17 protein-coding genes and 2 pseudogenes are annotated in these 24,513 nt (G+C 71.7%); 15 read left to right on the top strand and 4 right to left on the bottom strand.

Annotation, left to right across the window (positions count from 1 at the left end; all coding sequences use genetic code 11):
- Positions 1–228: 228 nt before the first annotated feature.
- From ACFWSK_RS00920 to ACFWSK_RS00885, 8 genes are all read left to right on the top strand, one after another.
- Positions 229–2,364 (top strand): hypothetical protein, encoded by a 2,136-nt coding sequence (locus tag ACFWSK_RS00920; protein WP_383780111.1) that lies wholly within the window; start codon positions 229–231, stop codon positions 2,362–2,364.
- Positions 2,365–2,463: 99 nt separating this feature from the next.
- Entirely contained in the window at positions 2,464–3,987 is a 1,524-nt protein-coding gene (gene pelF / locus ACFWSK_RS00915; protein ID WP_383780109.1) for a GT4 family glycosyltransferase PelF, read from the top strand.
- Positions 3,984–5,420: a hypothetical protein gene (locus tag ACFWSK_RS00910; RefSeq protein ID WP_383780106.1), complete on the top strand. Its 1,437-nt coding sequence runs from the start codon at positions 3,984–3,986 to the stop codon at positions 5,418–5,420. The genes pelF and ACFWSK_RS00910 overlap by 4 nt, the downstream gene beginning before the upstream one ends.
- Positions 5,421–5,540: 120 nt before the next feature.
- The gene (locus tag ACFWSK_RS00905) at positions 5,541–6,542 is read left to right on the top strand and encodes an SDR family NAD(P)-dependent oxidoreductase (RefSeq protein WP_383780104.1); all 1,002 of its coding nucleotides are present in this window, start codon (positions 5,541–5,543) and stop codon (positions 6,540–6,542) included.
- Positions 6,543–6,574: 32 nt separating this feature from the next.
- On the top strand, positions 6,575–7,288 hold the full coding sequence (locus ACFWSK_RS00900; RefSeq protein ID WP_383780101.1) for an NDP-sugar synthase: 714 nt from the start codon (positions 6,575–6,577) through the stop codon (positions 7,286–7,288).
- A gap of 7 nt (positions 7,289–7,295) precedes the next feature.
- Positions 7,296–8,216 carry an NAD-dependent epimerase/dehydratase family protein gene (locus ACFWSK_RS00895; protein ID WP_383780099.1) on the top strand — a complete coding sequence of 307 codons (921 nt, stop codon included), beginning with the start codon at positions 7,296–7,298 and terminating at the stop codon, positions 8,214–8,216.
- Complete coding sequence (locus ACFWSK_RS00890; protein WP_383780097.1) at positions 8,213–8,875, top strand: spherulation-specific family 4 protein; 663 nt, start codon at positions 8,213–8,215, stop codon at positions 8,873–8,875. Before ACFWSK_RS00895 ends, ACFWSK_RS00890 begins: the two co-directional genes overlap by 4 nt.
- Complete coding sequence (locus ACFWSK_RS00885; protein WP_383780095.1) at positions 8,872–9,699, top strand: endo alpha-1,4 polygalactosaminidase; 828 nt, start codon at positions 8,872–8,874, stop codon at positions 9,697–9,699. The genes ACFWSK_RS00890 and ACFWSK_RS00885 overlap by 4 nt, the downstream gene beginning before the upstream one ends.
- Positions 9,700–10,333: 634 nt before the next feature.
- On the opposite strand, the gene ACFWSK_RS00880 is transcribed toward ACFWSK_RS00885, so the two are convergent.
- Positions 10,334–10,819, bottom strand: coding sequence for a hypothetical protein (locus tag ACFWSK_RS00880; protein WP_383780092.1), 486 nt, complete (start codon positions 10,817–10,819; stop codon positions 10,334–10,336).
- 466 nt (positions 10,820–11,285) lie between these two features.
- Here ACFWSK_RS00880 and ACFWSK_RS00875 point away from each other — a divergent pair, with 466 nt between their 5' ends.
- The 4 genes and pseudogenes from ACFWSK_RS00875 (at position 11,286) to ACFWSK_RS00860 (ending at position 16,378) form a co-directional block, all read left to right on the top strand.
- Positions 11,286–12,509, top strand: a complete 1,224-nt coding sequence (locus ACFWSK_RS00875; RefSeq protein WP_383780089.1) for a DUF1254 domain-containing protein — start codon at positions 11,286–11,288, stop codon at positions 12,507–12,509.
- A 21-nt stretch (positions 12,510–12,530) separates the two neighbouring features.
- Positions 12,531–13,168 (top strand): annotated as a pseudogene (locus ACFWSK_RS00870) (hypothetical protein); the annotation flags it as partial.
- A 75-nt stretch (positions 13,169–13,243) separates the two neighbouring features.
- Positions 13,244–14,602 (top strand): diacylglycerol/lipid kinase family protein, encoded by a 1,359-nt coding sequence (locus ACFWSK_RS00865; protein ID WP_383780777.1) that lies wholly within the window; start codon positions 13,244–13,246, stop codon positions 14,600–14,602.
- A gap of 636 nt (positions 14,603–15,238) precedes the next feature.
- Positions 15,239–16,378, top strand: coding sequence for an aromatic acid exporter family protein (locus ACFWSK_RS00860; RefSeq protein ID WP_383780087.1), 1,140 nt, complete (start codon positions 15,239–15,241; stop codon positions 16,376–16,378).
- Positions 16,379–16,501: 123 nt separating this feature from the next.
- Here ACFWSK_RS00860 and ACFWSK_RS00855 read toward each other — a convergent pair.
- Together ACFWSK_RS00855 and ACFWSK_RS00850 are read right to left on the bottom strand one after the other, a co-directional pair.
- A pseudogene (locus ACFWSK_RS00855) lies at positions 16,502–16,665 on the bottom strand (IS5/IS1182 family transposase); the annotation flags it as partial.
- Positions 16,666–17,109: 444 nt separating this feature from the next.
- A complete protein-coding gene (locus tag ACFWSK_RS00850) occupies positions 17,110–18,453 on the bottom strand; it encodes a M14 family metallopeptidase (protein ID WP_383780084.1) in 1,344 nt (447 codons plus the stop codon).
- 379 nt (positions 18,454–18,832) lie between these two features.
- Between ACFWSK_RS00850 and dhaK the strand changes: the two genes are divergently transcribed.
- Genes dhaK through ACFWSK_RS00835 form a run of 3 tightly spaced genes read left to right on the top strand, consistent with a single transcriptional unit; the run spans position 18,833 to position 20,905 of the window.
- Positions 18,833–19,825, top strand: a complete 993-nt coding sequence (dhaK, locus tag ACFWSK_RS00845) for a dihydroxyacetone kinase subunit DhaK (RefSeq protein ID WP_383780082.1) — start codon at positions 18,833–18,835, stop codon at positions 19,823–19,825.
- Between the two features lie 46 nt (positions 19,826–19,871).
- Positions 19,872–20,495 carry a dihydroxyacetone kinase subunit DhaL gene (gene dhaL / locus ACFWSK_RS00840; RefSeq protein WP_383780079.1) on the top strand — a complete coding sequence of 208 codons (624 nt, stop codon included), beginning with the start codon at positions 19,872–19,874 and terminating at the stop codon, positions 20,493–20,495.
- Entirely contained in the window at positions 20,492–20,905 is a 414-nt protein-coding gene (locus ACFWSK_RS00835; protein WP_383780077.1) for a PTS-dependent dihydroxyacetone kinase phosphotransferase subunit DhaM, read from the top strand. The genes dhaL and ACFWSK_RS00835 overlap by 4 nt, the downstream gene beginning before the upstream one ends.
- A gap of 107 nt (positions 20,906–21,012) precedes the next feature.
- Here ACFWSK_RS00835 and ACFWSK_RS00830 read toward each other — a convergent pair whose 3' ends face one another.
- Positions 21,013–24,309, bottom strand: a complete 3,297-nt coding sequence (locus ACFWSK_RS00830; protein WP_383780074.1) for a phosphodiester glycosidase family protein — start codon at positions 24,307–24,309, stop codon at positions 21,013–21,015.
- Between the last annotated feature and the right edge of the window lie 204 nt (positions 24,310–24,513).

Below are 24,513 nucleotides of genomic sequence, written 5' to 3'. Positions count from 1 at the left end.
CCGGGGGCACCACACCGTTCGCGACGACCGTCTTGTCGCATTGATAGACGCATATGCTTTTCCGTCAAGTTCCCTGGCGTGCACGCAAAAGCTCCACACAGACCTCACTATGTGAGGCGACGGATGCGTCGACGACCGGCGTCTCAGGGGGCGACGGCGTGGTCATGGGGGTGGGCAGGCTCCGACAGGAGCCCAACCTCCCCTGCCCTGGGGAGGGGTTTCCACCGCATGAAGCGGACCATTCGCACCACCGCGCTCTTAGTGGGCACACTCATGGCGACAATCGGGCTGCCGGCTGCCACGGCCCAGGCAGACGATCCGGCACCGCGCGTCGATCTGCGTGTGCTGGTCGTGAGCGACGGGGGGCCGTCCACCGACGCCATCGCCGCCGAACTGGAGAACGCCGGAACGCCGTACACCGAGGTCCGTCTGGAGGACGCCGGCCGGGCCGTGATCGACGCGGGTTTCCTCGCCGACACGGTCGACGGCCGACCGCGTGCGAAGTACCAGGCGGTCGTCCTGCCCAACGACAACCCGTTCCCGACGGGCTCCGCCGAGATGGCAGCCCTCGTGGCCTACGAGCAGACGTACTCGATCCCGCAGGTCGACGCCTACACCTACGCGCGTCCACAGGTGGGGCTCAACGCGGCGGTCGGCACGGGCTACGCCGGCAGCGTCGACGGGGTGCAGGCCGAGGTGACGCAGGCCGGCAAGGCCGGGGCCTTCGGCTACCTGGAGGGCACCGTCCCGTTCGAGGACAACTCCCCCACCGTGGGCGAGTCCTACGCCTACCTCTCGACGCCGGCGGCGGGCGCCGACTTCGTCCCTTACGTCCAGGCCGCCATCCCGGGCAGGGCGACGAAGGGCTCCCTCGTGGGCGAGTACCGGCACGACGGGCGGCGCGAACTCGTCGTCACCTTCGTCTACAACCAGTACCAGCAGCAGTACCGGCTGCTGGCCCGGGGCATCGTGGAGTGGATGACCGGCGGGGTGCACCTCGGCGCCGACCGCAACTACTTCGCGGTCCACGTCGACGACGTCTTCGCCGCCGACGACCGCTGGGACACCGCGCTCAACTGCACCCCCGGCGACGTGGACTGCCAGCCGGGCGAGGGCACCCCGAACCCGATCCGCATGGTCCCGGCCGACGTCGACCACGCGACCGCCTGGCAGAGCAGCCGGGAATTCACCCTCGACTTCGCCTACAACGCCTCCGGCACCGTGGACCACCGCGAGGACAACGGCGGCCAGGACGCCCTCGCCGACAAGCTGATAGCCGACCGCGACCAGTTCCGATGGATCAACCACACCTACACACACGCCTTCCTGGGCTGCGTGCAGGACACCGGCGTGGTGCCGTGGAAGTGCGCGACGAACGCGGACGGCTCCACCCGGTGGGTCGGCCGGAACGAGATCGCCGACGAGATCGCGACCAATGAGGCGTGGGGCGTGGCGGCCGGACTCCCGCTCAGGAGCGAGGAGTTGGTCACCGGTGAGCACTCCGGTCTGAAGGTGACCCCGCAGCAGCCGGTGGACAACCCCAACCTGGGACTCGCCCTCACCGACACGGGCATCGAGTGGCTGGGTTCGGACAACTCCCGTGACCCCGTGCAGCGCCAGGTCGGCTCCGCCACGACCGTCTCCCGCTACCCGATGAACGTCTTCTACAACGCCGGGCGGGCGGCCGAACAGGTCGACGAATACAACTGGATCTACACCGCCCGCGCCCAGGGCGGCAGCGGGATCTGCGAGGACAACCCCGCCACCTCCACTTGCCTGGCCACGCCGCTGGACATCGCCACCGGCTACACCGAGCACATCGTGCCGCTGGAGAGCCGGATCGCGCTGGGACACGTCCTCGCCAACGACCCCAAGCCTCACTTCATCCACCAGTCGAACCTCGCCGAGGACCGCATCGCCTACCCGGTGCTCGACGGTGTGCTCGGCGACTACGACGACCTGTTCACCGACGACACCCCCGTGGTGAATCTCCGCATGAAGGAGATCGGCGTCGAGATGCAGCGCCGGGCCGCCTGGCGGGCCGCCCTCGACGCGGGCCAGGTCACCGCCTACCGGATCGGCGACAGCGTGACCGTGCAGGCGCCCGGCAACGTGGCGCTCGCGGCCACCATGCCCGCCGGTACCCGGCACGGCGGCAGGGGCTTCGGGGCCGCCTACGCCGGCTCGGTCTCCGGCTGGGCCTCGGCCGACGGTCTGCCGTACACCCTGGACCTGCCCACGTCCGCCGGTTCGCCGGCCACTGCGGTCGAGCTGCAGGGGAAGTCCGCCTCGACGTCAACCGCACCCCGGACCGAGGTGCCGGACGGCGTCGAGGAGCAGGTCCCCTACGGCGCGGAGCGCTGACAGGCGTACGCCTTCCTGCCCCGGCCGCCGTGCGGCGGCCGGGGCGGGCCCGCGACCCCCGGGCCCGACACCCCCACTCCCCGGCCGTGGAGCACATAGATGCACTTTCCCCACGGCGCGCGACACCCCGGCGCGTCGCGCGTCACCCTGCTCACCGAAGGCACCTACCCGCACAGTCACGGCGGTGTGAGCGTCTGGTGCGACCAACTCGTCACCGGCATGCCCGACATCGCCTTCGACGTGATCGCCGTCACCGGCACCGGCCGCGAGCCTGTTGTCTGGGACGTCCCCGCCCACGTCGGGCGCATCGTCTCCGTCCCGATGTGGGGTCCCGCCCCAAACGGGCGCGCGCCGCGCGGGCACCGCCTCGGGCGGCTCGCCGAGTCCTACGAGCGGTTCGTGACCGCGCTGCTCGACCCGCGCGCAGAGGACGGCTTCGGCCCGGCCCTGTACGCGCTCGCGCGGGCCGCCGAGGACCGCCGGCTCAGTCCGTTCCTGCGCGGGGACCGGGCCATCGGCATCCTGACGGCCATTTGGAACCGGTCCGGGCTCGCGGTACGCGAGGCCCGGCCGACCCTGCAGGACGCGGTGACCGCGACCGCGCTGCTGGAGCACGCGCTGCGGCCGCTGGCCGCGCCGTTCCCGGAGGCGGGCGTGGCGCACGCGGTCAGCGGCGGCGTGGCGGTCCTGCCGGGCCTCGCCGCGCTGGAACGGCACGGTGTGCCACTGCTGCTCACCGAGCACGGCGTCTATCTGCGCGAGCGCTACCTCGGATACCGCACCGCTCCCTACCGGTGGCCGGTGAAGGCGCTCGTGCTGGGTTTCTTCCGGCTGCTGGCGGAGGAGACGTACCGGCGGGCCGCCCTGATCACCCCGGGCAATCGCTACAACCGGCTCTGGGAGGAGCGCGGCGGTGCCGCGCCGGAGTCGATCCGGACGGTCTACAACGGCGTGGACCCCGCCGCGTTCCCTCCAGCCGGCCCCGAGCCCGCCGATCCCGTGCTCAGCTGGGCCGGCCGTGTCGACCCGATCAAGGACCTGGAGACGCTGATCCGCGCCTTCGCCCTCGTACGGGCGCGGGTGCCCGCCGCGCGGCTGCGCCTGTTCGGCGGCACGCCGCGCGGCGGGGAGGCTTACCGGGACCGGTGCGAGGCACTGGCCGCGGAACTGGGCCACGCCGACGCGGTCACCTTCGAGGGCCGGGTCGAGGACATCAAGGACGCCTACGCGGCGGGCAACGTCGTGATGCTCTCCAGCATCAGCGAGGGCTTCCCCTTCACCCTGATCGAGGCCATGTCCTGCGGGCGGGCGACCGTCTCCACGGACGTGGGCGGCGTACGGGAGGCCGTCGGCGACACCGGTCTCGTGGTGCCGCCCCGCGATCCGGCCGCGATGGCCGCCGCGGCACTGGAGCTGCTGGCCGACGCCGATCGGCGCCGGAGGATGGGCGAGGCGGCCCGGCTCAGGGTGATCGAGCAGTTCACCCTCCGGCAGACCATCGACACCTTCCGCTCCATCTACCTGGAGCTGTCGGTGTCCGGCGGCCGGAGCGCGCCCGCAGCCGTCGAGGAACGCGCGCCGGCGGCGGCGGACAGATCACCGGTGAGGAGCGCGGCCGGATGAGCGGACCCATGTCGCTGGAGCCGGGCGGCGCGGAGCAGGACGCTCTGGCCCTGCGCCTCGCCGACGACCGCACGCTGGCCCTGCGCCTCGCCGACGACCGCACCCTCGCCCTGCGCGTCGCCGACCAGCACACGCCGGCCCTGGTCCTGCCCGGCCACGGGGCGCGGCGCGACGCGGTGGACAGGCTCGCCGCCGAACTGGCCGACCGCATCGCGCCCGCGGTCCACCCGTACGAGGTCGCCGCGCTGCTGGAGTCCGAGGGGCTCACCGGCGAGGTGATCCAGGAGAAGTATGGGCACGCCGACCTGTTCTCGCTGGCGACGGCGTTGTACCAGCGCATACCGCGGACGTTCCCCGAGCCGCCGCGGCCCGCCGATCCCTGGCGGCCTGACCATCTGCGCTGCGCCTTGCGAGGGCTGTTGTTCGCGCTGCCCGGCCTCGCCTACGCGCTCGCCGGGCGGCTGCTGCCCGCTGACGGCACGGTGCGGGCACTGGTGGTGGCCGGGCTGATCTCCTGGGCCTGGAACCAGGCTCTGGGCCACCGGGCGTACGTGCGCCTGGCGACCGGGCGCCGGGAGGCGGGCAGCACCCTGACGAAGGGGGCGCCGCTGGGTGCTGCCACGGCGGCCGCCGCCGGAGCCGCGCTCTCGGGCTCGGGCGTGACCGCCCTGGCCGTCGCGACCCAGTCGGCGTACCTGGCGGCGGCCGGTGTGCTGCTCGTACTGGGCCGCGAGCGGCTGCTGCTGGCGGTCCTCGTGCCGGTCACCGCCGGCGGGACGGCACTGCTGTGGTGGGAGCCCGGGACCGTGCTCCGGGCCGGGCTGCCACTGCTGTCGCTCCTCGGCGCGGTCGCCGCGGCCGGCTGGGCGCTGCGCGCCACCCGCACGGCCCCGGCCGCGCCCGGTGCCCCGCGTCCGGGGCTGTTGCCGTCCCTGCCGTACGGGCTGTTCGGACTGGCCGCCGGGTCGCTGGTGTTCCTGGCGGGCCGGGACCATCCCTGGGCGGTGATCGTGCTGACCCTGAGCATGGGGCCGGCCGAGTGGCTGCTGTACCGCTACCGCGGACTGTCTGTGGCGGCTCTGCGGTCCACGAGGACACCCGCCGCATTCCGGGCCCGTTCCGCCGCCGTTCTCGCCGGCTGCCTGCTGGTGTACCTCGGTCCGCTCGCGCCGGCCGCACTGCTCGTGGACGCCGAGCCCGTCACCCTGCTGCTGCTCGCCGCCGCGCTGTGGATCTCCCTGCTGCTCCAGGCGTTCGGCACCGCCTGGCCGCCGGCGGCCCTGTGTCTCACCGCGGCGGTGTTCGCCGGCGCGGTCACGCTGACCGGCGCGCCACCGGGCACCGCGGCGCTGCCGCTGTGCTGCGGTGCCGCCGTGCTCTGTCTCACCGCGGTGGCCATACGGCAGCTGGGCCGCCCGGCCGCCCACGGCTGACGCCGCTCCACCGGCCGCGCACGTGCCACCGCACCGCCATCCGTCACCCGGGCCGCCCGCGGCCCGCCACCGCCCACCAACCACCAATCACCAATCACCATCCAGCGGAAGGACACCATCTTGACCGCCCCACCGCTCGCCGCCGTCACCGGAGCCGAGGGTTTCATCGGTTCCCACCTCACCGAGGCGCTCGTCGCCTCCGGGCACCGTGTGAGGGCCATGGCGCAGTACAACTCCTTCTCCTCGTACGGCTGGCTGGAGACCCTCTCCCCCGATGTCCTGGACCAGGTCGAGATCGTCCTCGGCGACGTCCGGGACCCGGGCTCGGTCCGCCATCTCGTCGAAGGGGCCGACAGCGTCTACCACCTGGCCGCCCTCATCGCCATCCCGTACTCCTACCGGGCGCCCCACAGCTACGTGGACACCAACGTCACCGGCACACTGAACGTGCTGGAGGCGGTACGGGCCGCGGGCACACCGCGGCTGGTGCACACCTCCACCAGCGAGACCTACGGCACCGCGCAGACCGTGCCGATCACCGAGGACCACCCCATCAACACCCAGTCCCCCTATGCGGCTTCGAAGGCGGGCGGGGACCGGCTGGCCGACAGCTACCACGCCAGTTTCGACACCCCGGTGGTGACGCTGCGGCCGTTCAACACCTTCGGGCCGCGGCAGTCCATGCGGGCGGTGATCCCGACCGTCATCGGCCAGGTCGCGGCCGGCGAGCGGACCATCACCCTCGGCGACCTGCGTCCCACCCGCGACTTCACTTTCGTCAAGGACACCGCGCAGGCGTTCCTGGCGGTCGGCTCCGCGCCCGCCGAGCAGGTCGTGGGCCGCACCTTCAACGCCGGTACCGGCGGCGAGATCTCCGTCGGCGACCTGGTCAGCCTCATCGGCAAGGTGATGGACACCGCGCTCGACGTCCGCGAGGACACGCAGCGGCTGCGGCCCGCGAACTCCGAGGTGATGCGGCTCGTCGCGGACGCAGGCCGGCTGCGCGCGGCGACCGGCTGGAGCCCGGCGCACGACCTGGAGGAAGGACTCGCGCAGACGGTGGAGTTCTTCCGCGAGCCCGCCAACCTGGCCCGCTACAAGACCGGCATCTACAACATCTGACCACGTCCGGCACTTCGAGCAAGGGGAAGACCATGTACGCAGTGATCATGGCCGGAGGCAAGGGTGTCCGGCTGCGGCCCTACACCACGGCACTGCCCAAGCCGCTGGTGCCCATCGGCGACCAGCACGCCATCCTCGAGATCGTCCTGCGCCAGCTCGCCTCGGCCGGCTTCACCGGCTGCACCATCGCCATAGGCCATCTCGGCGAGATCATCCGGGCCTACGTCGGCGACGGCTCCCAGTGGGGCCTGCGAGTCGACTACTCCACCGAGGAGTCCCCGCTGGGGACCATGGGCCCGCTGCTGCCGATGCGTGAGCGGCTGCCGGAACACTTCCTGGTGATGAACGGGGACATCCTCACCGACCTCGACTACGCCGACGTCCTCCACCGCCACCAGGTCTCCGAAGCCCCACTGACGATCGCCACGTACGCGCGGCAGGTGCGCATCGACTTCGGGGTGCTGACCACCGACGCGAGCAAGGTCGTCGGTTTCACCGAGAAGCCGAGCATGGACTACCGCGTTTCCATGGGGGTGTACGGACTGACCCGGGCCACACTCGACGGGTACACCGCCGGGCTGCCGCTGGGCTTCGACGAGTTGGTGCTGGACCTGCTGGGTTCCGGCAACCCGCCGCACGCCTACGATTTCGACGGCTACTGGCTGGACATCGGCCGTCCCGACGACTACGACCGTGCCAACGCGGAGTTCACCAGCCGCAAGTCCCTGCTGCTCAAGGGAGCCTGAGCACCGTATGCGCATTCTCGTCCTGGGCTCCACCGGCTATCTGGGGGCCCACGTCGCCGAGCGGCTCGGCGCCCTTCGGGGCGCGCGGGTCCTCGCCGGCGGCCGGTCCCCCGCCGCCGGCGTTCCCGTCGACCTCGCCACCGACTCCGCCGACCGGCTCGCCAAGACCCTGGCGTCGGTGGCGCCGGACGCCGTGGTCAACTGCGCCGGTGCCACCGGCGGGGACCCGGTGACGCTGGCGGAGGCCAACGCCCGGGGGCCCGCCGTCCTGTGCGCGGCGATGGCCCTGGCCTGTCCCTCGGCCCGGCTGGTCCATCTCGGTTCGGCCGCCGAGTACGGCCCGGGGACCGGCCGGGTCCCGACGGTGGAGTCGGCGGCCACCCGCCCGCTCAGCGCCTACGGGGCCACGAAACTGGCCGGCACGGTCACCGTAACCGCCTCCGCCCTGGACGCGCTCGTCCTCCGGGTCGGCAACCCGGTGGGGCCCGGGGCACCGCCCGCCGGGCTGCCCGGCCGGGTCACCCGGCTGTTGCGCGAGGCGGGTTCGGACCCGGACGCGGTGCTCCGCCTCGGGGACCTGTCGGCGTACCGCGACTTCGTCGACGCACGCGACGTGGCGTGGGCGGTGGAGCGGGCGGTGACCGCGCCCGGGCCGCTGCCGCGCGTGCTCAACATCGGCGGCGGCGACGCCGTACCGGTGCGCCACCTGGTGCGCACGCTCGCGGACATCGCGGACTTCCGCGGACGCATCGAGGAACAGGGCGCCGGCTCCACCCGCTCGGAGCAGGTGTCCTGGCAGTGTTCCGACATCTCTGCCGCCCGGACGGCCCTCGGCTGGCGTCCCTCGTATGCGCTCCGGGAGTCGCTGGCGGCGCTGTGGTCCGCCGGCGCCCACCCCCCGTGCGAGGAAGGCGAACTGCCGTCGTGAGCCTGCTGATCCCGCTGTACGTCCACCCGGCCGTGGACCCGGGCGCCTGGCACCGGCTCATCGCGGCGGCCGACCGCACCTACGCCGTCGTGCTCAATCCCGCGGACGGGCCGGGCGGCGCTCCCGATCCCGCCTTCGTCTCCGTGGCCGGCGCGCTGCGCGGAGCGGGCGCCCGGGTGCTCGGCTACGTGGACACCGACTACGGCACCCGGCCCGCCGCGGATGTCACCGCCGATACCGCCCGGCACCAGGAGTGGTACGCGACCGACGGCTGTTTCCTGGACCGGGTGAGCGCGGCCGAGGACGCGCTGCCCGCCTACCGGAGGCTGGTGCGCGCGCTGCGCCGGCAGGGCGCGTCGTCCGTGGTCCTCAACCCGGGCGTGCACCCGGCCCCCGGCTACGCCCGGATCGCCGACCTCGTCGTCACGTTCGAGGGCCCCTGGTCCACCTATGTGTCGGCGTTCAGCAGACCCGACTGGACGGCGCGCCATTCGCCCGACCGCTTCTGCCATCTGGTGTACGGCGTGCCCGAGGCGCTGGCCCCGCTGGCCGTGCGCACCGCCCACGAGCGTGGCGCCTCGGTGTCCGGCCCAGTGACCGGGGAACCACCCAACCCTTGGTCCCGGCTGACGCCGGTGCTGCCGGGAGCGGAGCGGTGAGGCACGGAGCTCCGGCGTGGGCGACCCTGCTGACGGTGATGGCGCTCTCGGTGACTACCACGCTGACCGGTTGTTCCGATACGGGCGGCGGCCGGGGCACGGCGGCGGAGGGGCCGCGGGAGGGGCGGTGGCAGCCGCGCCCCGGGCTGGCTTGGCAGTGGCAGCTCAACGGGAAGGTCGACCCCGCGGCGGCCGACGTGCCGGTCTACGACATCGACGGCTTCGAGAACGACGCCGCGGACGTCGCCCGGCTCCACCGCGCCGGCCGTAAGGTGATCTGCTACATCAACGTGGGCGCATGGGAGGACTACCGGCCCGACAAGGACGCCTTCCCCCGCTCGGTGCTGGGCGGACCGAACGGCTGGCAGGGCGAGCGCTGGCTCGACATCCGCCGGATCTCCCTGCTGCGGCCGATCATGGAACGGCGGTTCGACATGTGCCGGGAGAAGGGGTTCGACGCGGTGGAACCCGACCTCGTGGAGGGGTACGGCGACAACACCGGCTTTCCGCTCACCGCGCGGGACCAGCTGAGGTACAACCGCATGATCGCCCACATCGCCCACGAACGCGGCCTGGCGGTGGGCCTGAAGAACGACCTGCCGCAGATCCCGCAGCTGGTGGACGACTTCGACTTCGCGGTCAACGAGCAGTGCGCGCAGTACGGCGAGTGCGCGCGGCTCACACCGTTCATCGAGGCCGGCAAGGCGGTCTTCCACGTCGAGTACACCGAGCCGGCCCACCGCTTCTGCCCCGAGTCCCGCAGGCTGGGGCTCTCCTCCATGCAGAAGAAGTGGGAGCTGGGGACCTGGCGCAGGGCCTGCTGAACGGCGAGGACCGGGACTCGGGTCCCCAGGGCGATCACCCGTGCTCACAAGTCGAGCAAGGCGGGAGATCAGGCTCCACCCGAATCAGGCAGATCCCGAGCCCGGCTCCCAGGAGCCGTGCCCCTGAACCAAGCCGTCACCCACAACGACCCGCTGCAGATGGGAACCCCGCCTTCATCGAGCCCTCCTCGCGAACAGCCGCCGCTCCAGCCGCTCGACCGACGGGGGCGGCGGCACCCGCACAGACGGCTCCCCCGGGACGCGCCCCCTTCGAGCGGGCCGGTCTCCGTCGCCGGTACCGGATTTCCCGGAGGAGCCTGAGGTTCAGGGCGCCGAGACCAACTGCGGTCTGGTCGATGACTCTCGTACCCGGCGCAGGAGAGCGGGGATGGCGAGCGCGGCTGCGGCCCCACCCCGGCGGGTCGGGTCCCGGCGAAGATGACCGACGCGGTCGCGCTGGCGAAACTGCACGGCATCGACGCGGTCGACCGGGCGTTGGGCACCGCGGCGACCGTCGAGCGGTCCGCCGACGGCGACCCTGATGGCGATCCTGGCCCACCAGGTCGAACACGACGACTCCGAGCCGACCAGGCCCGGCGAACAGCACGGCCTGCAACCGGGCACCTCGACCAGGTCAGGATTCGGATCTGTCGGCTGAGGCCCCGCAGCCGTCAGCCGACCGGCGCGGCACGGCCACCTCTTCGTCGCGTAGCGCCCACGACGGGCTGCCACCGGGCCCGGCCGGCACCTGCACAGTGAACGGCGCATAGTCGTTGAGGCTGTCGCGCACCGTGAAGCCGGCCGATCCCAGGATCGCGGTGATCGCCGCAAGCATCGCCTCCAGCACAACCCGTTGATGGACGAGCGCCGGATGGTCCGGGAGGTTGCGTCTGGCTGCACGCAGCACACAGCTCTCCAGCCGTGGGCTGGACCTCCAGCCCACGGACACCCCACCTGCGTCGTCGTCGAACGCGTCGACGTTGACCTCAACGCCTTCTGACAGCACCGGACTCAGCCCCGGCGCCACGACCGGCAAGCCGGCGGCCACCAGTTCGTCCCGCACCCGGGCCGCGACGCGCTCGCGCTCGGCCAGAACCTCAGCACCCACCTTCTCCAACATCCCGGCACCCTAGTCCAGGGCTGTCCGCACCGATCAGGAAGACCCCTGCCCATGAGCGACACCACCAGCACCCTGTCCGTCCCACGCCCGGCAGGTCATCGACTCGCTGATGGAGATGGCCAGAAAATCCAACTGCCGACGGCTCCGGCGCCGGGCCGAAGGCGTCTTGTACGAACAGGAAGCGGGGCCGCTGCCCCAGGTACGTGTTCGAACGTGTGCAGGATAGCAACTGTTGCTTAGCGGCAAAGCGGCGGTTCCGGGTGCCCGCAGAGCCCGGCGTTGCGGGGAGCGTCGCCATCCACGCGCGTCCGGACCGACGCCAGCGGCAACGTCTCCATCGCAGCCCCTGAGGAATGCCGTCACTCAACGACTGTGCCTCGCGGAAGTACAACGGCACACGGGTCCGGCGCCCACCACCGCAGCTGACGCAAATGCGGAACGTTCATGGGCCAGGCACCATGTCACTATGAGTGGATTCGCGGAGATTCCCTCGTCTGTGACGACGCCCGATGCCGTGGAGACAAGGATCGGCACTCTGCAGTTCGCCGACAAAATCCCGGATGCCGACACGTGCGAGAAGGTCTTCGACCACCTCGATCCGACGCGCGCCGTGAACGCGTATCTCGCGGGTCTGCAAGGGGTTTCGGTTCGAGCGCTGCGACGGGGCTTCCTGGACGCGGGGGCGGCCGACAACACCGTGCTGCTGCACTCGGGCCTGATGGACGGCGCGTCGCTGTTCCTCACCGGCAACGCCGACACCGTGTACTTCCTGAGTTTCCTCGACCTCACCGACGGGCCGGTGACCGTCCAGGTCCCGCCCGGCTGTCTGGGCACGATCAACGACATGTGGTTCCGCTGGGTGATCGACTTCGGTCTGCCCGGCCCCGATCGCGGCGTCGGCGCTACGTTCGTGCTGCTGTCGCCCGGCTACGACGGTCCGGAGCCCGAGGGCGGGCTGTTCGTCGGACGCTGCTCCACCTGGCAGGCCATGGTGCTGGGGCGGGCGTTCCTGGAGGGCGGTGACCCGGCGCCGACGATCGCGCGGATCAAGGAGACGTTGCGTATCGCCCCGTACACGCCTGGCGGCTACGGGACCCGCATCGGGTCCTTCCTCCAGTGCAAGGCGCCGCTCGCGCCGATCACCCCCGCCGACCCCCCAGCCTTCACCGAGGGCACCGGCCTGGTGATCAACACCCTTCCGCCGAACGACTACTCCTTCTACGAGCTGCTCAACACCCTCGTCCAGGAGCAGCCCGCCGGGTCGGGCGGTCTGGAGGCCGGCGGCGCGTTTCGCGAGATCGGGATCGCCAAGGGTCATGAGTTCAACCCCGACACCCGGATGCGGGGCCTCCTCGAAGAGGCCGTGGCGATCGGCACCGCGAGCGCCCGCACAGTCGGCCTGCGTGCCCGACAGCGGGAGGGCTTCGCGTACTACGCGGACTCGGCCTGGTTCAACCCGCGCTCTTCATCGGGGGCTACGACTGGACGCCCCCGCCCCCGGAGATCACTCCAGAGGGGGTCCAGCTCCATGACCCCGCCTCCGGCCGGGCGCTTCCGCCTTGGCATGACGGCCCACCCCGTCCCGAGCCCCCGGGACCGACGAGGGGACCCGGAGAGCGGCAGTCGGACTTCTGCGACGGCGCCCTCCCGCTGGCGGTCATCGCGACGACGCCGTGAACGGAAGCTCTGACGGCCAGTCAAGGAGCATCGTATGACGCCCGACTACACCGAGAACGCCCGGCGGCTGCGCAACGCGGTGGAGCCGGTGGCGGCGGGGGTCTACTTCGCCCCGGAGGCACACGCGGCGTACGAGGCGCTCGGCTTCGACGGGAGTCCTGTGACTCAGGACGGCGTGGCACGACCGGAGATGAAGTCCTGCTTCACCAGCCGTGGCGCGTGCACGGGCAGGTGGCGGGAGAGGTCGTGGCCGCCGCATTCGGCTGCTTCAACCCGAAGGTCGTCGTGCCCTACGTCCACACCGGATGGCGGATCAGCGACCGGAGGACGATTCTGGAGGGCCGGCAGCAGGGCGCGACGGCGATGCTGCAACGCATCCTCGGCGAGCAGCCCGAGGACCTCGCCGGGGCCACCGACCCCCTGCTACGGGCTGCCGAAGCGGCGTCGTGGGCCGCCCGGGGCGCCAACTCGGGACTGCGCCCGCTCGGCTTCCCCGGCCGGCCTATGGGCGACCTGTGGCGGGCAGCGGACCTGGTGCGCGAGCACCGAGGTGACAGCCACGTCATCTCCTGGGCGGTCGGCGGTGTCGACGCCGTGGAGATCCTCCTGCTGACCGAGGGGTGGTGGGGACTCCCGGCCCGCCCCTACACGCCGAGCCGCGGACGGAGCGACGCGGACATGGACGCCGGCTTCGCCCGGCTCCGGCGACGTGGGCTGATGACCGCTGAAAGGACTTGGAGAAATGTCATGGACGAAAGCACTGGCGTGGCCCCGTCCCGGACTCGGCGCTGGGCCGCGCGGCTGGCGATCACGACTGCCGGGGCGTCGGTGATCATCCTGGTCGTCATGGCGGGACTCAGAGGCGTCGGACTGCTGGCCATAGGCTTGGCCGGCGCAGTCGTCATGGCCGCGGCGCTGTGGTGGGCGCTTACCCGCCGTGGCCTGGTGCGGATGATCGCCGTCGCCCTGGCAGTGGCAGCGCCCGTGGCCGTCATCGTGCTTGAGGTGGCCTCCGGGCTCCTTCGGGTACTGCTGGTGTATCTGGCCCTGGGCGCTGTGGCGACGGCTGCTGGATGGGCGGCTCTCGCCGAAGCCAAGCCGACAGTTCCTCGCACCCGCTCCGTACCGCCGCCGCAGCAACCGGTCCTCATCATGAACCCCCACTCTGGCGGTGGAAAGGTGGGCCGATTCGGCCTGCGGGAGAAGGCCGAGGCGCTGGGAGCCAGAGTGGTCCTGCTCGACCCCGCCCACCACGTCGATGTCGCCGCGTTGGCAAGGCAGGCTGTCGCCGAGGGAGCCGACCTCCTGGGTGTCGCCGGTGGTGACGGCACCCAGGCACTGGTCGCGGGCGTGGCCGCGGAACACGACATCCCCTTTCTCGTGGTCCCCGCCGGCACCCGCAACCACTTCGCGATGGATCTCGGGCTCGACCGGGAAGACCCCTCACCCTCCCTGAACGCGCTCACCGACGGCATCGAGATGCGCATCGACCTCGGCCTCATCGGTGACCGCATCTTCGTCAACAACGCCTCGTTCGGCGCATACGCCGCGATCGTACAAAGCGATGCCTACCGCGACGACAAAGTAGGCACAGCCCTGCAGATGCTCCCCGACGTACTGACTCACAGGGTCGGTCCCCGGCTCACCGTCCGTACGAAAGGCTTCGCTGTCGACTCCCCGCAGGCCGTGCTGGTCAGCAACAACCCCTACCGGGTCGGCGACCGGGCCGGGCTTGGCAGACGCGACCGGCTCGATTCAGGCGTGCTCGGCCTGGTCAGCATCACCGTCGACAGCGCCGCGGGCGCGGCCGAACTGTTGCGCGGCGAGCGCGCGCCCGGCCTCACCGTACTCACCACCGAAGAAGTTCTCGTAGGCGCTGACAGCAACGAGATCCAAGCCGGTGTCGACGGAGAAGCCCTCACCTTTCCGGCTCCGGTGCACTGCTCGATCCGACCCGCAGCGTTGCGAGTCCGCGTGCCGCAGGACAGGCCGGGCGTTCCCCGCCCCAGGCCCCGACTCGACTGGCGCAGGCTGGGCCGCCTGGCACTTCCCGGCAACAGCACGAGGCCGGCATCGGCCGCTGGCCACGGACAGCGTCCCGATTGACGACCCACTCACGCTGTCGATGCCTGTAGGCCCAAGTCGAGGACCATCTCGTGGAACGCGAGTGGCCCCGTCGGGGGTGCCACTCACAGCGGGCCTCCACCTCTGACCCGAACCAACCGCTCGCCGAGTTCGACGCCCATTGGATGTCCGGTGCAGGAGTAGGACGGACTCGATCACGGCGGCGGTGGTGCCGGGCGGAAGGGCGGGGGTGGCGCTGGTGCGCTCGGGGTGGCGTACGGCCGTGCCGGAGATGCTGTCGGCGGCCAGAGAGAGCAGGATTACGGGTTCTGTCGGCCATCGGAGTCGTAGAAGTAGACGCGGAGTCCGAGGGCAGGGCGTCGTCGTTCTCGGGTGTGCGTAGCCGGCCGTCGTCGGCGATGTCCTCGTAGACGCGGGTGGGCGGCAGGAAGCCGGTGAGTCGATCGTCGACCTGGCCGGTGAGCCCGCATTCTTAGCGCCGCTGGGTGAGGTTGCTGGGCTCTGCGGGCGGGGGCTCCTATCCATGGCATACCGGCGCGCCCGGTCCGTACCTCTTCGGCCCCTTGCGGCGCATATCCTCTCCGCTCGGGGGCACCGGGACAGAAAGCCGGCGAACGGTATACGCGGCCGGGGACCGCCCTGTGGGGAGTGAACGGATTGGCACGAGACGTACGTCGGTTGGCTGCCGGGCGGTGGGCCGGGCGGGAGTGGGCGGCGGTCCGGCGGTCCGTCCATAGCGCGTTCGAGGAGTCCGGGCCCGAACGGGACACCCTCGTCCAGTCCCTCAAAGCAGCAGCGGCAGCGATCATCGCCTGGGCCCTGACCGGATGGTGGCTCCAGGCCCCCATGGCGTTCCTGGCCCCCTGGACGGCTGTCGCTCTGGTCAGTGGCACCGTCTACCAATCGCTGCGCACGGGCACCCAGCAGTTCGCCATCATCGCCCTCGGCACGGTGTGGGCCTCGGCCGCCCTGGCCATCACGCATGACCAGACCATGGCCGCCATGCTGCTCACCCTGCCGTTCATGACTCTGCTCGGGAACTACCGTCGATTCGGGAGCCAGGGCATCCTCGGGGCGAGCACGGCCCTTTTCGTGATCACCTACGGATCGTCCAGCGCTTCCACGGTCGGTCACCGGCTGCTGGAGACACTGATCGGCGCGGTGGTGGGCATCACGGTCAACGCCCTCATCCTGCCCCCGGTCCATCTGCGCAGCGTCCGTGATCGCCTGCGCCAACTCGCGCGGAATTCCGCAAACCTGCTCGACACCATGGCGCACGGCCTGCGCGAGGACAGCGCGTTGGAGAGGGCGGAGAGCTGGCACGCCGAGGCATCCCGTCTCACACTGTCCCTCCAGGGTGTGGCCGACGCCAGGTACTGGGCCACGGAGGGAGCGCGCTGGAACCCGGGCGGACGGCTGCGGCGGACGGGCCCCCCGCCCCCACCCTTCGCGGAAGACATTCGGTGGGGCCGGGTCTGCACCCGCATCCTCGCCGTCGCACGCACCCTGAACGGAATCGGCGACGGCGATATGGGCCTCCCCACGCCGTCCCCCTGCTTTCTCGTCGAACTGTCCGACGTGCTGGAGCAGGCCGCACGCGTATGCGCCGAGGAGGCCGAGCCGCCGGTCTCCTCCCCCGCTGCCGAGCGCCGCGAGGCGGCGTTCGACAAGGCATGGACCGCGCACCGCACTCTCGCCGACAACTTCCAGCAACAGAAGGGAACAGCGGCCGCCGTCGGAGGTGAACTAGTGCTGGAGACACGGCAGTTGCTTATGGAACTGGCTCCGCCGCCCTGAGCGGCACCAGCCACCGGTCCTGCATCGGGCCTACGGTGCGGTGTAGAAGAGCAGCAGCCCGTGGACGGTGACGCGCCGGACGCCGCCGTCCGGACTGATCAGGATCAGCAGCGGATGGCCGGCGCGGCCCCGAAAGGGCACCCGGACAAGACCTCCGGCTCCTTGATACACCTTGTCCGCCCAGCATTTGAGGTCCGTATCGGCGAAAGCTTCGACGATCCCGTGCCGCCGCACGGGGTCAGATCGTGGGTCGAGCCGGGCAGCGCCGCGGGTGCCCAAAACAACCTACGGGGCCGCCCGGCTCTTCGGCGCCCTGGCTTCTGACTGAGAGCTGCGATCCGGTAGCTGTTACGGAGCTGACCGTGGAGTGTTCCTCGGGCCAGCGGCATGCTCCAAGCTGCGGGTGCGAATCCGCCCAGCGTGGCAGGTCACAGGGCCGCCCGATCTATTCCGCGACATTTGCTCAATGAACGGCGCCGCTCCCTTCCCGACCAGGTGAAACGCTGGTCAGGAAGGGGGCGGCGGCATCTCTCATGGCGGCAGCGTCTCGCACACCCGCACGGGGCGGGAAGCGGGAGTACTTCCGCAGGGTGAATCCAGGATCGGGGTGACCCGGCCGGCGTGCCAGAGAGACAGCCGATTCCCCGGCCGCGCCAGTCCCGGTCACGCTGCCCCGGGACGACCCCCGTGCCCCTGAACCGCCGGTGCAAGCCAAGCACCGGCGGCCGGCGTCAGGCGCAGTACTGCTGCTCCTTGCCGATCGAGCGGTACATGCAGTCCGCGTTCTCGATCAGTTGGAGCACCGCGTCGCGGTTGCGGCTGGTCTCGCGCTCGATGACCTCGTCGGGCGGGTAGAAACCGCCCCCGCCGGAGCCACCGGGGTACATCTCGAAGGTGTAGCCGAAGATCTTCTGGTTGCCCCACAGCCAGTCGTCGATGGAGCCGTCGGTGATGTAGAGGTCGCTCGACTGCTCCGGCGTGTAGCCGTTGCCGGCAGCCATCTTCCGGCCGACGGTGGCGAAGGCGTCGCGGTCGTCCTGGGTCAGGCCCGGCGCCGTGTCGGCGCTGGTGTAGCCGAACGGCCAGAGGATCAGCTCGCTGTACGTGTGGAAGTCGATGCCCGCCCTGATCTGCTGCTTGCCGCCGACCACCCGGGAGCGGACGAAGTCGGCGACGACCTTCACCTCGGGAGCCGACTCGGCCGACGTGCCGCGGTAGGTCTCCGAGCTCGTCGAGCCCGAGGAGCCGCCGCAGCAGCCCCACTTGAAGTTCCAGTTGCGGTTCATGTCCGTGCCGACGTACGACGAGCCGGCGTTGGGCTGCCGGTTCTTGCGCCAGCTGCGGTAGGAGCCGGAGGCGATGTCGTACTCGCCGCCGTCCGGGTTGAGGTCCGGCACGATCCAGAGCTCACGGCCGTTGACGGCGTTGGTGATCCGGGAGTCGGAGCCGTAGCCCGCGCCCAGCTCGCGCAGCAGGTACAGGGCCATCTCGACGGTGAGGTGCTCGCGTGCGTGCTGGTGGTGCGTGAAGAGGACCTCGGGCTCGTTCTCGTCGGTGGCCACGTTGTCACTGACCTTGATGGCGATGATGTCCCGGCCCTGGTACGTCTTGCCGATGACCCGCTTGCTCATGATGCCCGGGTACTGCTGGAGCCGCTGGTTGATCTCCGTGTTCATCTCCGCGTAGTTGTGGTAGCGGGAGTCGGCGGATGGGAAGTCCATCGGCCGCACGGCCCGTCCGCCGGTCCGGTCGGGCGGCGGGGGCAGCGCCTTCAGAGTGTGGCCGAGCGCCCGCAGGCGGGCGGCCTGCCCGGCGTTGGCGCTGACGACGACCGAGTGGCCGTCCGCCTCGTCGACGGAGACGCCCGTGGCGGTGAGGGCGGTCCGTTCGGCGGCGGTTTCCGGGCCGTGGATCTCGTACTGCCGGATGACCTCCTCGCCGGCCGCGACCGGTGTGGTGGCGGGTGCGGCGGGCGCGCTCGGGGTGCTCGTGGTGGCGGTGAGCGGTACCGCGACGGCGAGCGCCAGTAAGGCCGTGAGGGTGGCGGACCTTCTGCCGCGTATGCGAAGTCGCATGCTGTCTCCTGGGTGGGGGGTACGGGACTTCCCGTGCGACGCATGGTGCAGCCATGGCATGGACTCGTCAAGAGAGCCACTCGGGCCACGGCCCGCTCCGCAGACCGCATCCGTGATAACGGACGGGCGCGGCCTTCGACGCGCCGCTTCCGGATGGGGCCCCGCCTCTTCGATACTGGACGACGTCTTTGGTCTCGTCAGCGACACTCGGGGGCTATCTGACGGTAAGCCGGCAAACTCAGCATTGAGTCAGCATCAGCCCCACCGGAAGCCGCCTGAGGGAGCTGTCGACTGCCACACGTCAAGAACCGCCACAGGCCCACTGACCTGGTAATTCCCTGCTCCAGGGCCTAGCCGACAGCCTACCCAGGAGGAACCGTTGAGAATGCTCATCAATGTCCCCGAGACCGTCGTCGCCGATGCGCTGCGCGGCATGGCCGCCGCCCACCCCGAGCTGACCGTGGACGTCGAGGGCCGTCTGGTGGTGCGGCGTGACGCGCCCGTGGCCGGGCAGGTGGGTCTCGTCTCCGGTGGAGGGTCCGGGCACGAACCGTTGCACGCCGGGTTCGTCGGGCCGGGGATGCTGTCCGCGGCCTGTGCCGGGGAGGTGTTCACATCACCGGTCCCGGATCAGATGGTGCGGGCCGCGGTCGCGGTGGACAGCGGGGCCGGGGTGCTGTTCGTCGTCAAGAACTACACCGGAGACGTACTCAACTTCACCATGGCGGCCGAGCTCGCGGAGGACGAGGGCGTGCAGGTGGCCCAGGTGCTGATCGACGACGACGTGGCGGTGGTCGACAGCTCGTTCACGGCGGGACGGCGGGGTACGGGGGCGACCCTGTTCGTCGAGAAGATCGCCGGGGCCCTCGCCGGCGAGGGCGCTCCCCTGGAACGGGTGGCCGCGGTCGCCCGGCGGGTGAACGAGTCGTCCCGGAGTTTCGGGGTGGCGCTCAGTGCCGTGACCACCCCGGCCAAGGGCAGCCCGACCTTCGATCTTCCGCCGGGCGAGCTGGAGTTGGGCATCGGCATCCACGGCGAGCCGGGGCGGGAACGGCGTCCGATGATGACCTCCGGGGAGATCGCCGACTTCGCCGTGAACGCCGTACTCGAGGACCTCCGGCCCAACGGTCCGGTGATCGCTCTGGTCAACGGGATGGGTGCGACGCCGCTGCTGGAGCTGTACGGGTTCAATGCCGAGGTGCAGCGCGTCCTCACGGAGCGGCGCGTGCCCGTCGCTCGTACGCTCGTGGGGAACTACGTGACCTCGCTCGACATGGCCGGCTGCTCGGTCACGCTCTGCCAGGTGGACGAGGAACTGCTGCGGCTGTGGGACGCGCCGGTGCAGACGCCCGCCCTGCGGTGGGGCCGCTGAAGCGCGCTTCCGTCTGTGGATCACACTTGCTGGACAAGGAGATGATGTGCTCGACGCCGACTTCTTCCGCCGCTGGATGGCCGCCACCGCGGCTGCCGTCGACCGTGAGGCGAGCCGACTGACCGAGCTCGACTCGGCGATCGGTGATGCCGACCACGGCAGCAATCTGCAACGCGGATTCGCTGCCGTGACCGCCGTCCTGGAGAAAGATGCCCCGCAGACCCCGGGGGCCGTACTGACGCTCGCCGGACGGCAGCTGATCTCGACGGTGGGCGGCGCGTCCGGCCCGCTGTACGGGACGCTGCTGCGGCGCACGGGCAAGTCCCTGGGCGACGCTTCCGAGGTGACGACGCAGCAGCTGGCCGAGGCGTTCGGGGCGGGTGTCACGGCGGTGGGCCAGCTGGGCGGCGCGCAGGCGGGTGACAAGACGATGCTCGACGCCCTGCTGCCCGCGGCCGACGCGCTGGGAGCGTCGTTCGCGGCTGCGCGCGAGGCCGCGGAGGCGGGTGCGCTCGCCACCGTTCCGCTGCAGGCCCGCAAGGGGCGGGCCAGTTACCTCGGTGAGCGGAGCATCGGCCACCAGGACCCGGGAGCGACGTCGTCCGCGCTGCTCGTCGCGGCACTGGCCGAGGCGGACACCACGCGCGGGGACGGCGGGAGCGGCTCATGAGCGGGCTGCCGAGTCAGGTCGGAATCGTCCTGGTGTCGCACAGCGGGCCGGTGGCCGAGTCGGTCGCCGAGCTGGCGCGAGGGCTCGCGGCGGGCGGGGCGACGGCACCCGTGGCCGCCGCTGGTGGCATCCCCGGCGGGGGCCTGGGGACGAGCGCGGATCTGATCGCGGAGGCCGCGCGGTCGGTCGACGGCGGCGCCGGAATCGCGGTACTGGTCGACCTGGGGAGCGCGGTGCTCACGGTCAAGGCCATGCTCGCCGAGGGGGACGAGCTGCCTGAGGGGGCACGCCTGATCGATGCACCGTTCGTCGAGGGCGCTGTCGCCGCGGTGGTCACCGCGTCGGCCGGCGGTGACCTGGACGCGGTGGAGGCGGCGGCTTCGGAGGCGTACGACTACCGCAAGGCGTAAGAGAGTTCGGAGGCGGGGCCCGCCGGGTGAGGTCTTCTCCTCCCTCGGGGGCGGGGGCCGCCGGGTGAGGTCTTTCTCCTCCCCCGGCGACCCCCTCCTTCGTGCCGTCACGCTGCCGGGGCGGCCCCCGCAGCGGTGACGCTGACGAGCGCTCGGCTCGTCGTGCCGTTGACCGTCACCGCGAGCGTGACCGTGCCCGGGCGCAGGGCGGTGAGGGTGCCGGTGGTGGGGTCGAGTACCGCTGTGTGGCGGGGGCGGGCCCCGGACTCCGGGCCGACGTGGACGTTCGGGGAGGCCGTCCAGTCCGCGCTGAGCGGGAAGGCGACCGGGACGAGGCGCGTGCCCTGGGTGAGGGTCGCGGTGACCTTGCCGCGTTCGCCCGCCGCGAGCGCCGCGGGGGCCTCGATTGCGAGGGCGTCGACGTGGGCGCGGGTCTGGGCCGAGACCCAGTCCGGGGCGCCCTGCCACGGCCGGTGACGGGCCGTGGCCTGTTCCTCCGCCATGACCCGGTCCGCCCCGATGAGGGACCAGCCGGTGAAGCCGCCCTCGTCCGCCGGGCCCGCCGGGGTCTTGCCCGCGTTGCCGTTGATCAGATACGGCACACCGTCGACGTGCGAGGCGTGGAACACCCCGACGTGGCTGCCGATGAGGGCCGCCCCCTTCCCGGTCGTACGACGGAAGTCGGCGAGCCACCGTTCGATCACGGCCGCCTCCTTGCGGTCCCCGAGCTGGCTGCCCTTCTGCACGGTCGGGTCGCGCGGCGGGACGTGCTCGATCAGCATGACGGAGCCGATGCCGGTGTCCCGGGCGGCGGCGTCCAGTTGTTCGCGCAGGTGCTTGATCTGGGCGAAACCGCCGCCTCGCAGGCTCAGACTGGAGGTGTCCAGCGTGATGAGCCGGGTGCCCTTGTGGTCGAAGGTCCGCTGGGCGGGGCCGAATTCGCCGACGAAGTTGTCGATCCTCCCGCCCATCACCTCGTGGTTCCCCGGTACGTAGTACCAGGGCAGCGCGTCCCCGAGCTCCTCGGTCAGTATCCGCCGGGCGAAGGCGAGGTCGGCCGGCGACCCCTCGTCGACGAGGTCTCCGTTGATGACGAGGAAGTCGGGCGCCGACGCCTTGATCTCGCGCAGTGTGCGGCGGGCCTGGGCGACGATCGCGCTGTCGGGTTCACGGGCGACGAACTGGGCGTCCGACATCACGGCGAACTGCCAGTCCCGGCCCTCGGCCACCGACGCCGGATCGATCAACGGGTCCTCGACGGCGTGCTGTTCGGGCAGGTCGACCGTGGGCGGAACCTGGGCGGTCAGGTCGTCGATGACGATCTCGCCGGCGTACTGCCGGGACGCCGCCGTCTCCGCGAGATAGAAGCGGAACACGCTCAGTGGCATCGCGGCACCCGCAGGCACGGCGAAGGTGACCTGCCGCCAGCCGGTCCAGGTGAGGAACGGGCCGCGCAGCAACTGGTCCGAGCCCGCTGCGTCCTTGAGGTGCAGCGTCGGCCAGGCACCGTTGCCGTCGCCCTTGATCCACAGCGTGTACGACTGCGGCTGCCCGGGCACGACGACGGGCTGGGCCGGGGCCGCGTAGGCGGCACGGGTGGCCGTCGACCGGGTGAAGTCGTACGTGAGCCTCAGCCCGGTGCCGGTGTGGCCGTCGGGCGTCGCGGCGAGTGAACCACTCGCGCGGGCCTGACTGAACTTCCACGACGCGGCGTCGTCGAAGGAGGAGACGGCCTGTTCGGTGAGGCCGACGCTGACGGCGAGGACGGTGGTGGTGCCCGCGACCGACGCCCTGATCCGGCCCGCGCCGCTGCCGGTGCGGGAGGTGACGGTGAAGCCGCCCTGGCCGTTGTCCCGGACGTCGAACAGCGCGTGGTCGTAGTCGAGGGCGACGTCACGCGGTTCGACGGGGGCGCTGGAGCCATGGGCGTCGAGGCCGACGATGCCGAAGGTGCCGGTTGCGTCCGCGTCGGCGAGGCCGACGCGCCGGGTGGTCGGCTGGATCCGGGCCAGCTGGTCGAGCACGGTCAGCCGGGTGCTGCCGCGGGCCGCGCCGCGCTGGGCGACGACTTCGGTGGTTCCGCTGCGGCGGGCGGTGAAGAGGCCGGTGCTGTCGGCCCTGCCGACGGCGGAGGCGACGGCGTTCCAGTGGGGGGTGCCCTCGGCGGGGCCGTAGGTCTCGTCGTATCCGTCCGCGGTGAGCTGCCGGGTCAGGCCGGGGAAGACCCGCTCGGGGTGGCCGCCTCTGACGGGATCGTCGCCGGGCGCGGTACCGGCCGGGGTACCGGTCTCCACCCAGAAGCCCTTGAGCCGGCCGCTGCCGTCGGGTGCGGTGAGGGCGAGGCCGTTGGGGACGGTGCGTTCACTGCCGTCGGACGGGCTGTTCTCCACCTGGAGCGCGTCGCTGCCCGGTTCGCGTGCCAGGAGGGTCGAGGAGCCGCCGCCGTCGAGGTTGAGTGCGCTGTGCGAGCCCGCGCTTCGCATCATCGTCGCGAGCTCGGTGAGGGTGACGCCCCCGCTGTCGGTCTGTCTGCCGTCGACGGTGATCACCTGCATCGTGCGGCCGTCCTTGGAGAACCCGACGGCGGTGCGGGGCGCGGCGGTGTTGTTGCCTCCGCCCTCGTGGTTCTGGGCGACACCGTCCACGACGAGGAGTTCGCGGCCCCCGACGGCGGTCCGCGGCACGGCTCCGCTGTCGGTGCGGGCGCGGTACTCCAGCGAGACCGGGTCGCCGGGTTCCAGGGCTGCCAGGAGGGCGGCGCCCTCCTCGCGGCCGACGAGGACCGTGGTGTCCTCGGGGACGGGACCCGATCCCGGGGCGGACGACACGGAGACGACCCTGCCGTCCTGTACCGCCACCTCCGCGACGGGCGTCGCCGCGTCCACGGTCAGTGCGCGGTCGGCGCTTCCCCACGCCGAGGTGTACGCGCCCACTCCCCCGGCCGGGACGTTCGCCGCGTTGTACGCGGTCAGCGGGTGCCCGCCGGACGGGAGGGTGAGGGTGCCCTCGAAGTACAGCTCCAGGACACGGCCCGCGCTCTCCGGTCCTATGCCGACGGCCCGGTGGATACCGGGGGCCGGGGAGTGGACCATCGCGCCGTCCCTGACGCCGGGTCCCTGCGGTGCGCCGGTCTGGTTGATGTCGAAGAAGTCCGCGTTGATCGCGGCGACGGTGCGACGGCCGGTTCCGGGGTCGTGCGCGGCGGCGAGCTCGGAGACCGTACGACGCGCCGCGACCTTGCCCGTGGAGAGGTAGTCGGCGTGCACGCCGCTGCCGTCGAGGTCGACGGAGAGGCTGTCGACCCGCAGCCACTTGTCGGACTCCAGGCGGTCGTACGAGGTGAGGCGTACGCCCGGGGCGACCGGACGGGAGCTGCGCGCCGTCTCGATGCCGTCGCCGTCCACGACGGACGTCCCGCCGACCGGGGGGGTTCTGCGCGACGGGGGAGCGAGGGGGCTGAGGGGCTGTGGGGGGTGGTGGGGGGGGGGGTGGGGGGTGGGGTGGGGTTGTGTGGCGTTTGGGGGGGTTGTGGGGTGGGGGGTGTGGTTTGGGGTTTTTTTGGGGGGGGGGGGGGGGGGGCGCGGAGTCGGTGGTGGGTTTGTGTGTGG

This window comes from Streptomyces sp. NPDC058620, from assembly GCF_042717135.1.
Classification (GTDB): Bacteria; Actinomycetota; Actinomycetes; order Streptomycetales; family Streptomycetaceae; genus Streptomyces.
The sequence above is the reverse complement of the archived record's forward strand: the minus strand, read 5'-3'. Positions and strand labels throughout refer to the sequence as shown.

Excerpts from the sequence above, each read along its gene's own strand:
- ACFWSK_RS00920 (WP_383780111.1), top strand. The coding sequence starts at position 229 with ATGAAGCGGACCATTCGCACCACCGCGCTCTTAGTGGGCACACTCATG.
- ACFWSK_RS00910 (WP_383780106.1), top strand. The coding sequence starts at position 3,984 with ATGAGCGGACCCATGTCGCTGGAGCCGGGCGGCGCGGAGCAGGACGCT.
- ACFWSK_RS00875 (WP_383780089.1), top strand. The coding sequence starts at position 11,286 with ATGAGTGGATTCGCGGAGATTCCCTCGTCTGTGACGACGCCCGATGCC.
- ACFWSK_RS00895 (WP_383780099.1), top strand. The coding sequence starts at position 7,296 with ATGCGCATTCTCGTCCTGGGCTCCACCGGCTATCTGGGGGCCCACGTC.
- ACFWSK_RS00865 (WP_383780777.1), top strand. The coding sequence starts at position 13,244 with ATGGACGAAAGCACTGGCGTGGCCCCGTCCCGGACTCGGCGCTGGGCC.
- ACFWSK_RS00900 (WP_383780101.1), top strand. The coding sequence starts at position 6,575 with ATGTACGCAGTGATCATGGCCGGAGGCAAGGGTGTCCGGCTGCGGCCC.
- ACFWSK_RS00880 (WP_383780092.1), bottom strand. The coding sequence starts at position 10,819 with ATGTTGGAGAAGGTGGGTGCTGAGGTTCTGGCCGAGCGCGAGCGCGTC.
- ACFWSK_RS00850 (WP_383780084.1), bottom strand. The coding sequence starts at position 18,453 with ATGCGACTTCGCATACGCGGCAGAAGGTCCGCCACCCTCACGGCCTTA.
- ACFWSK_RS00835 (WP_383780077.1), top strand. The coding sequence starts at position 20,492 with ATGAGCGGGCTGCCGAGTCAGGTCGGAATCGTCCTGGTGTCGCACAGC.
- pelF (WP_383780109.1), top strand. The coding sequence starts at position 2,464 with ATGCACTTTCCCCACGGCGCGCGACACCCCGGCGCGTCGCGCGTCACC.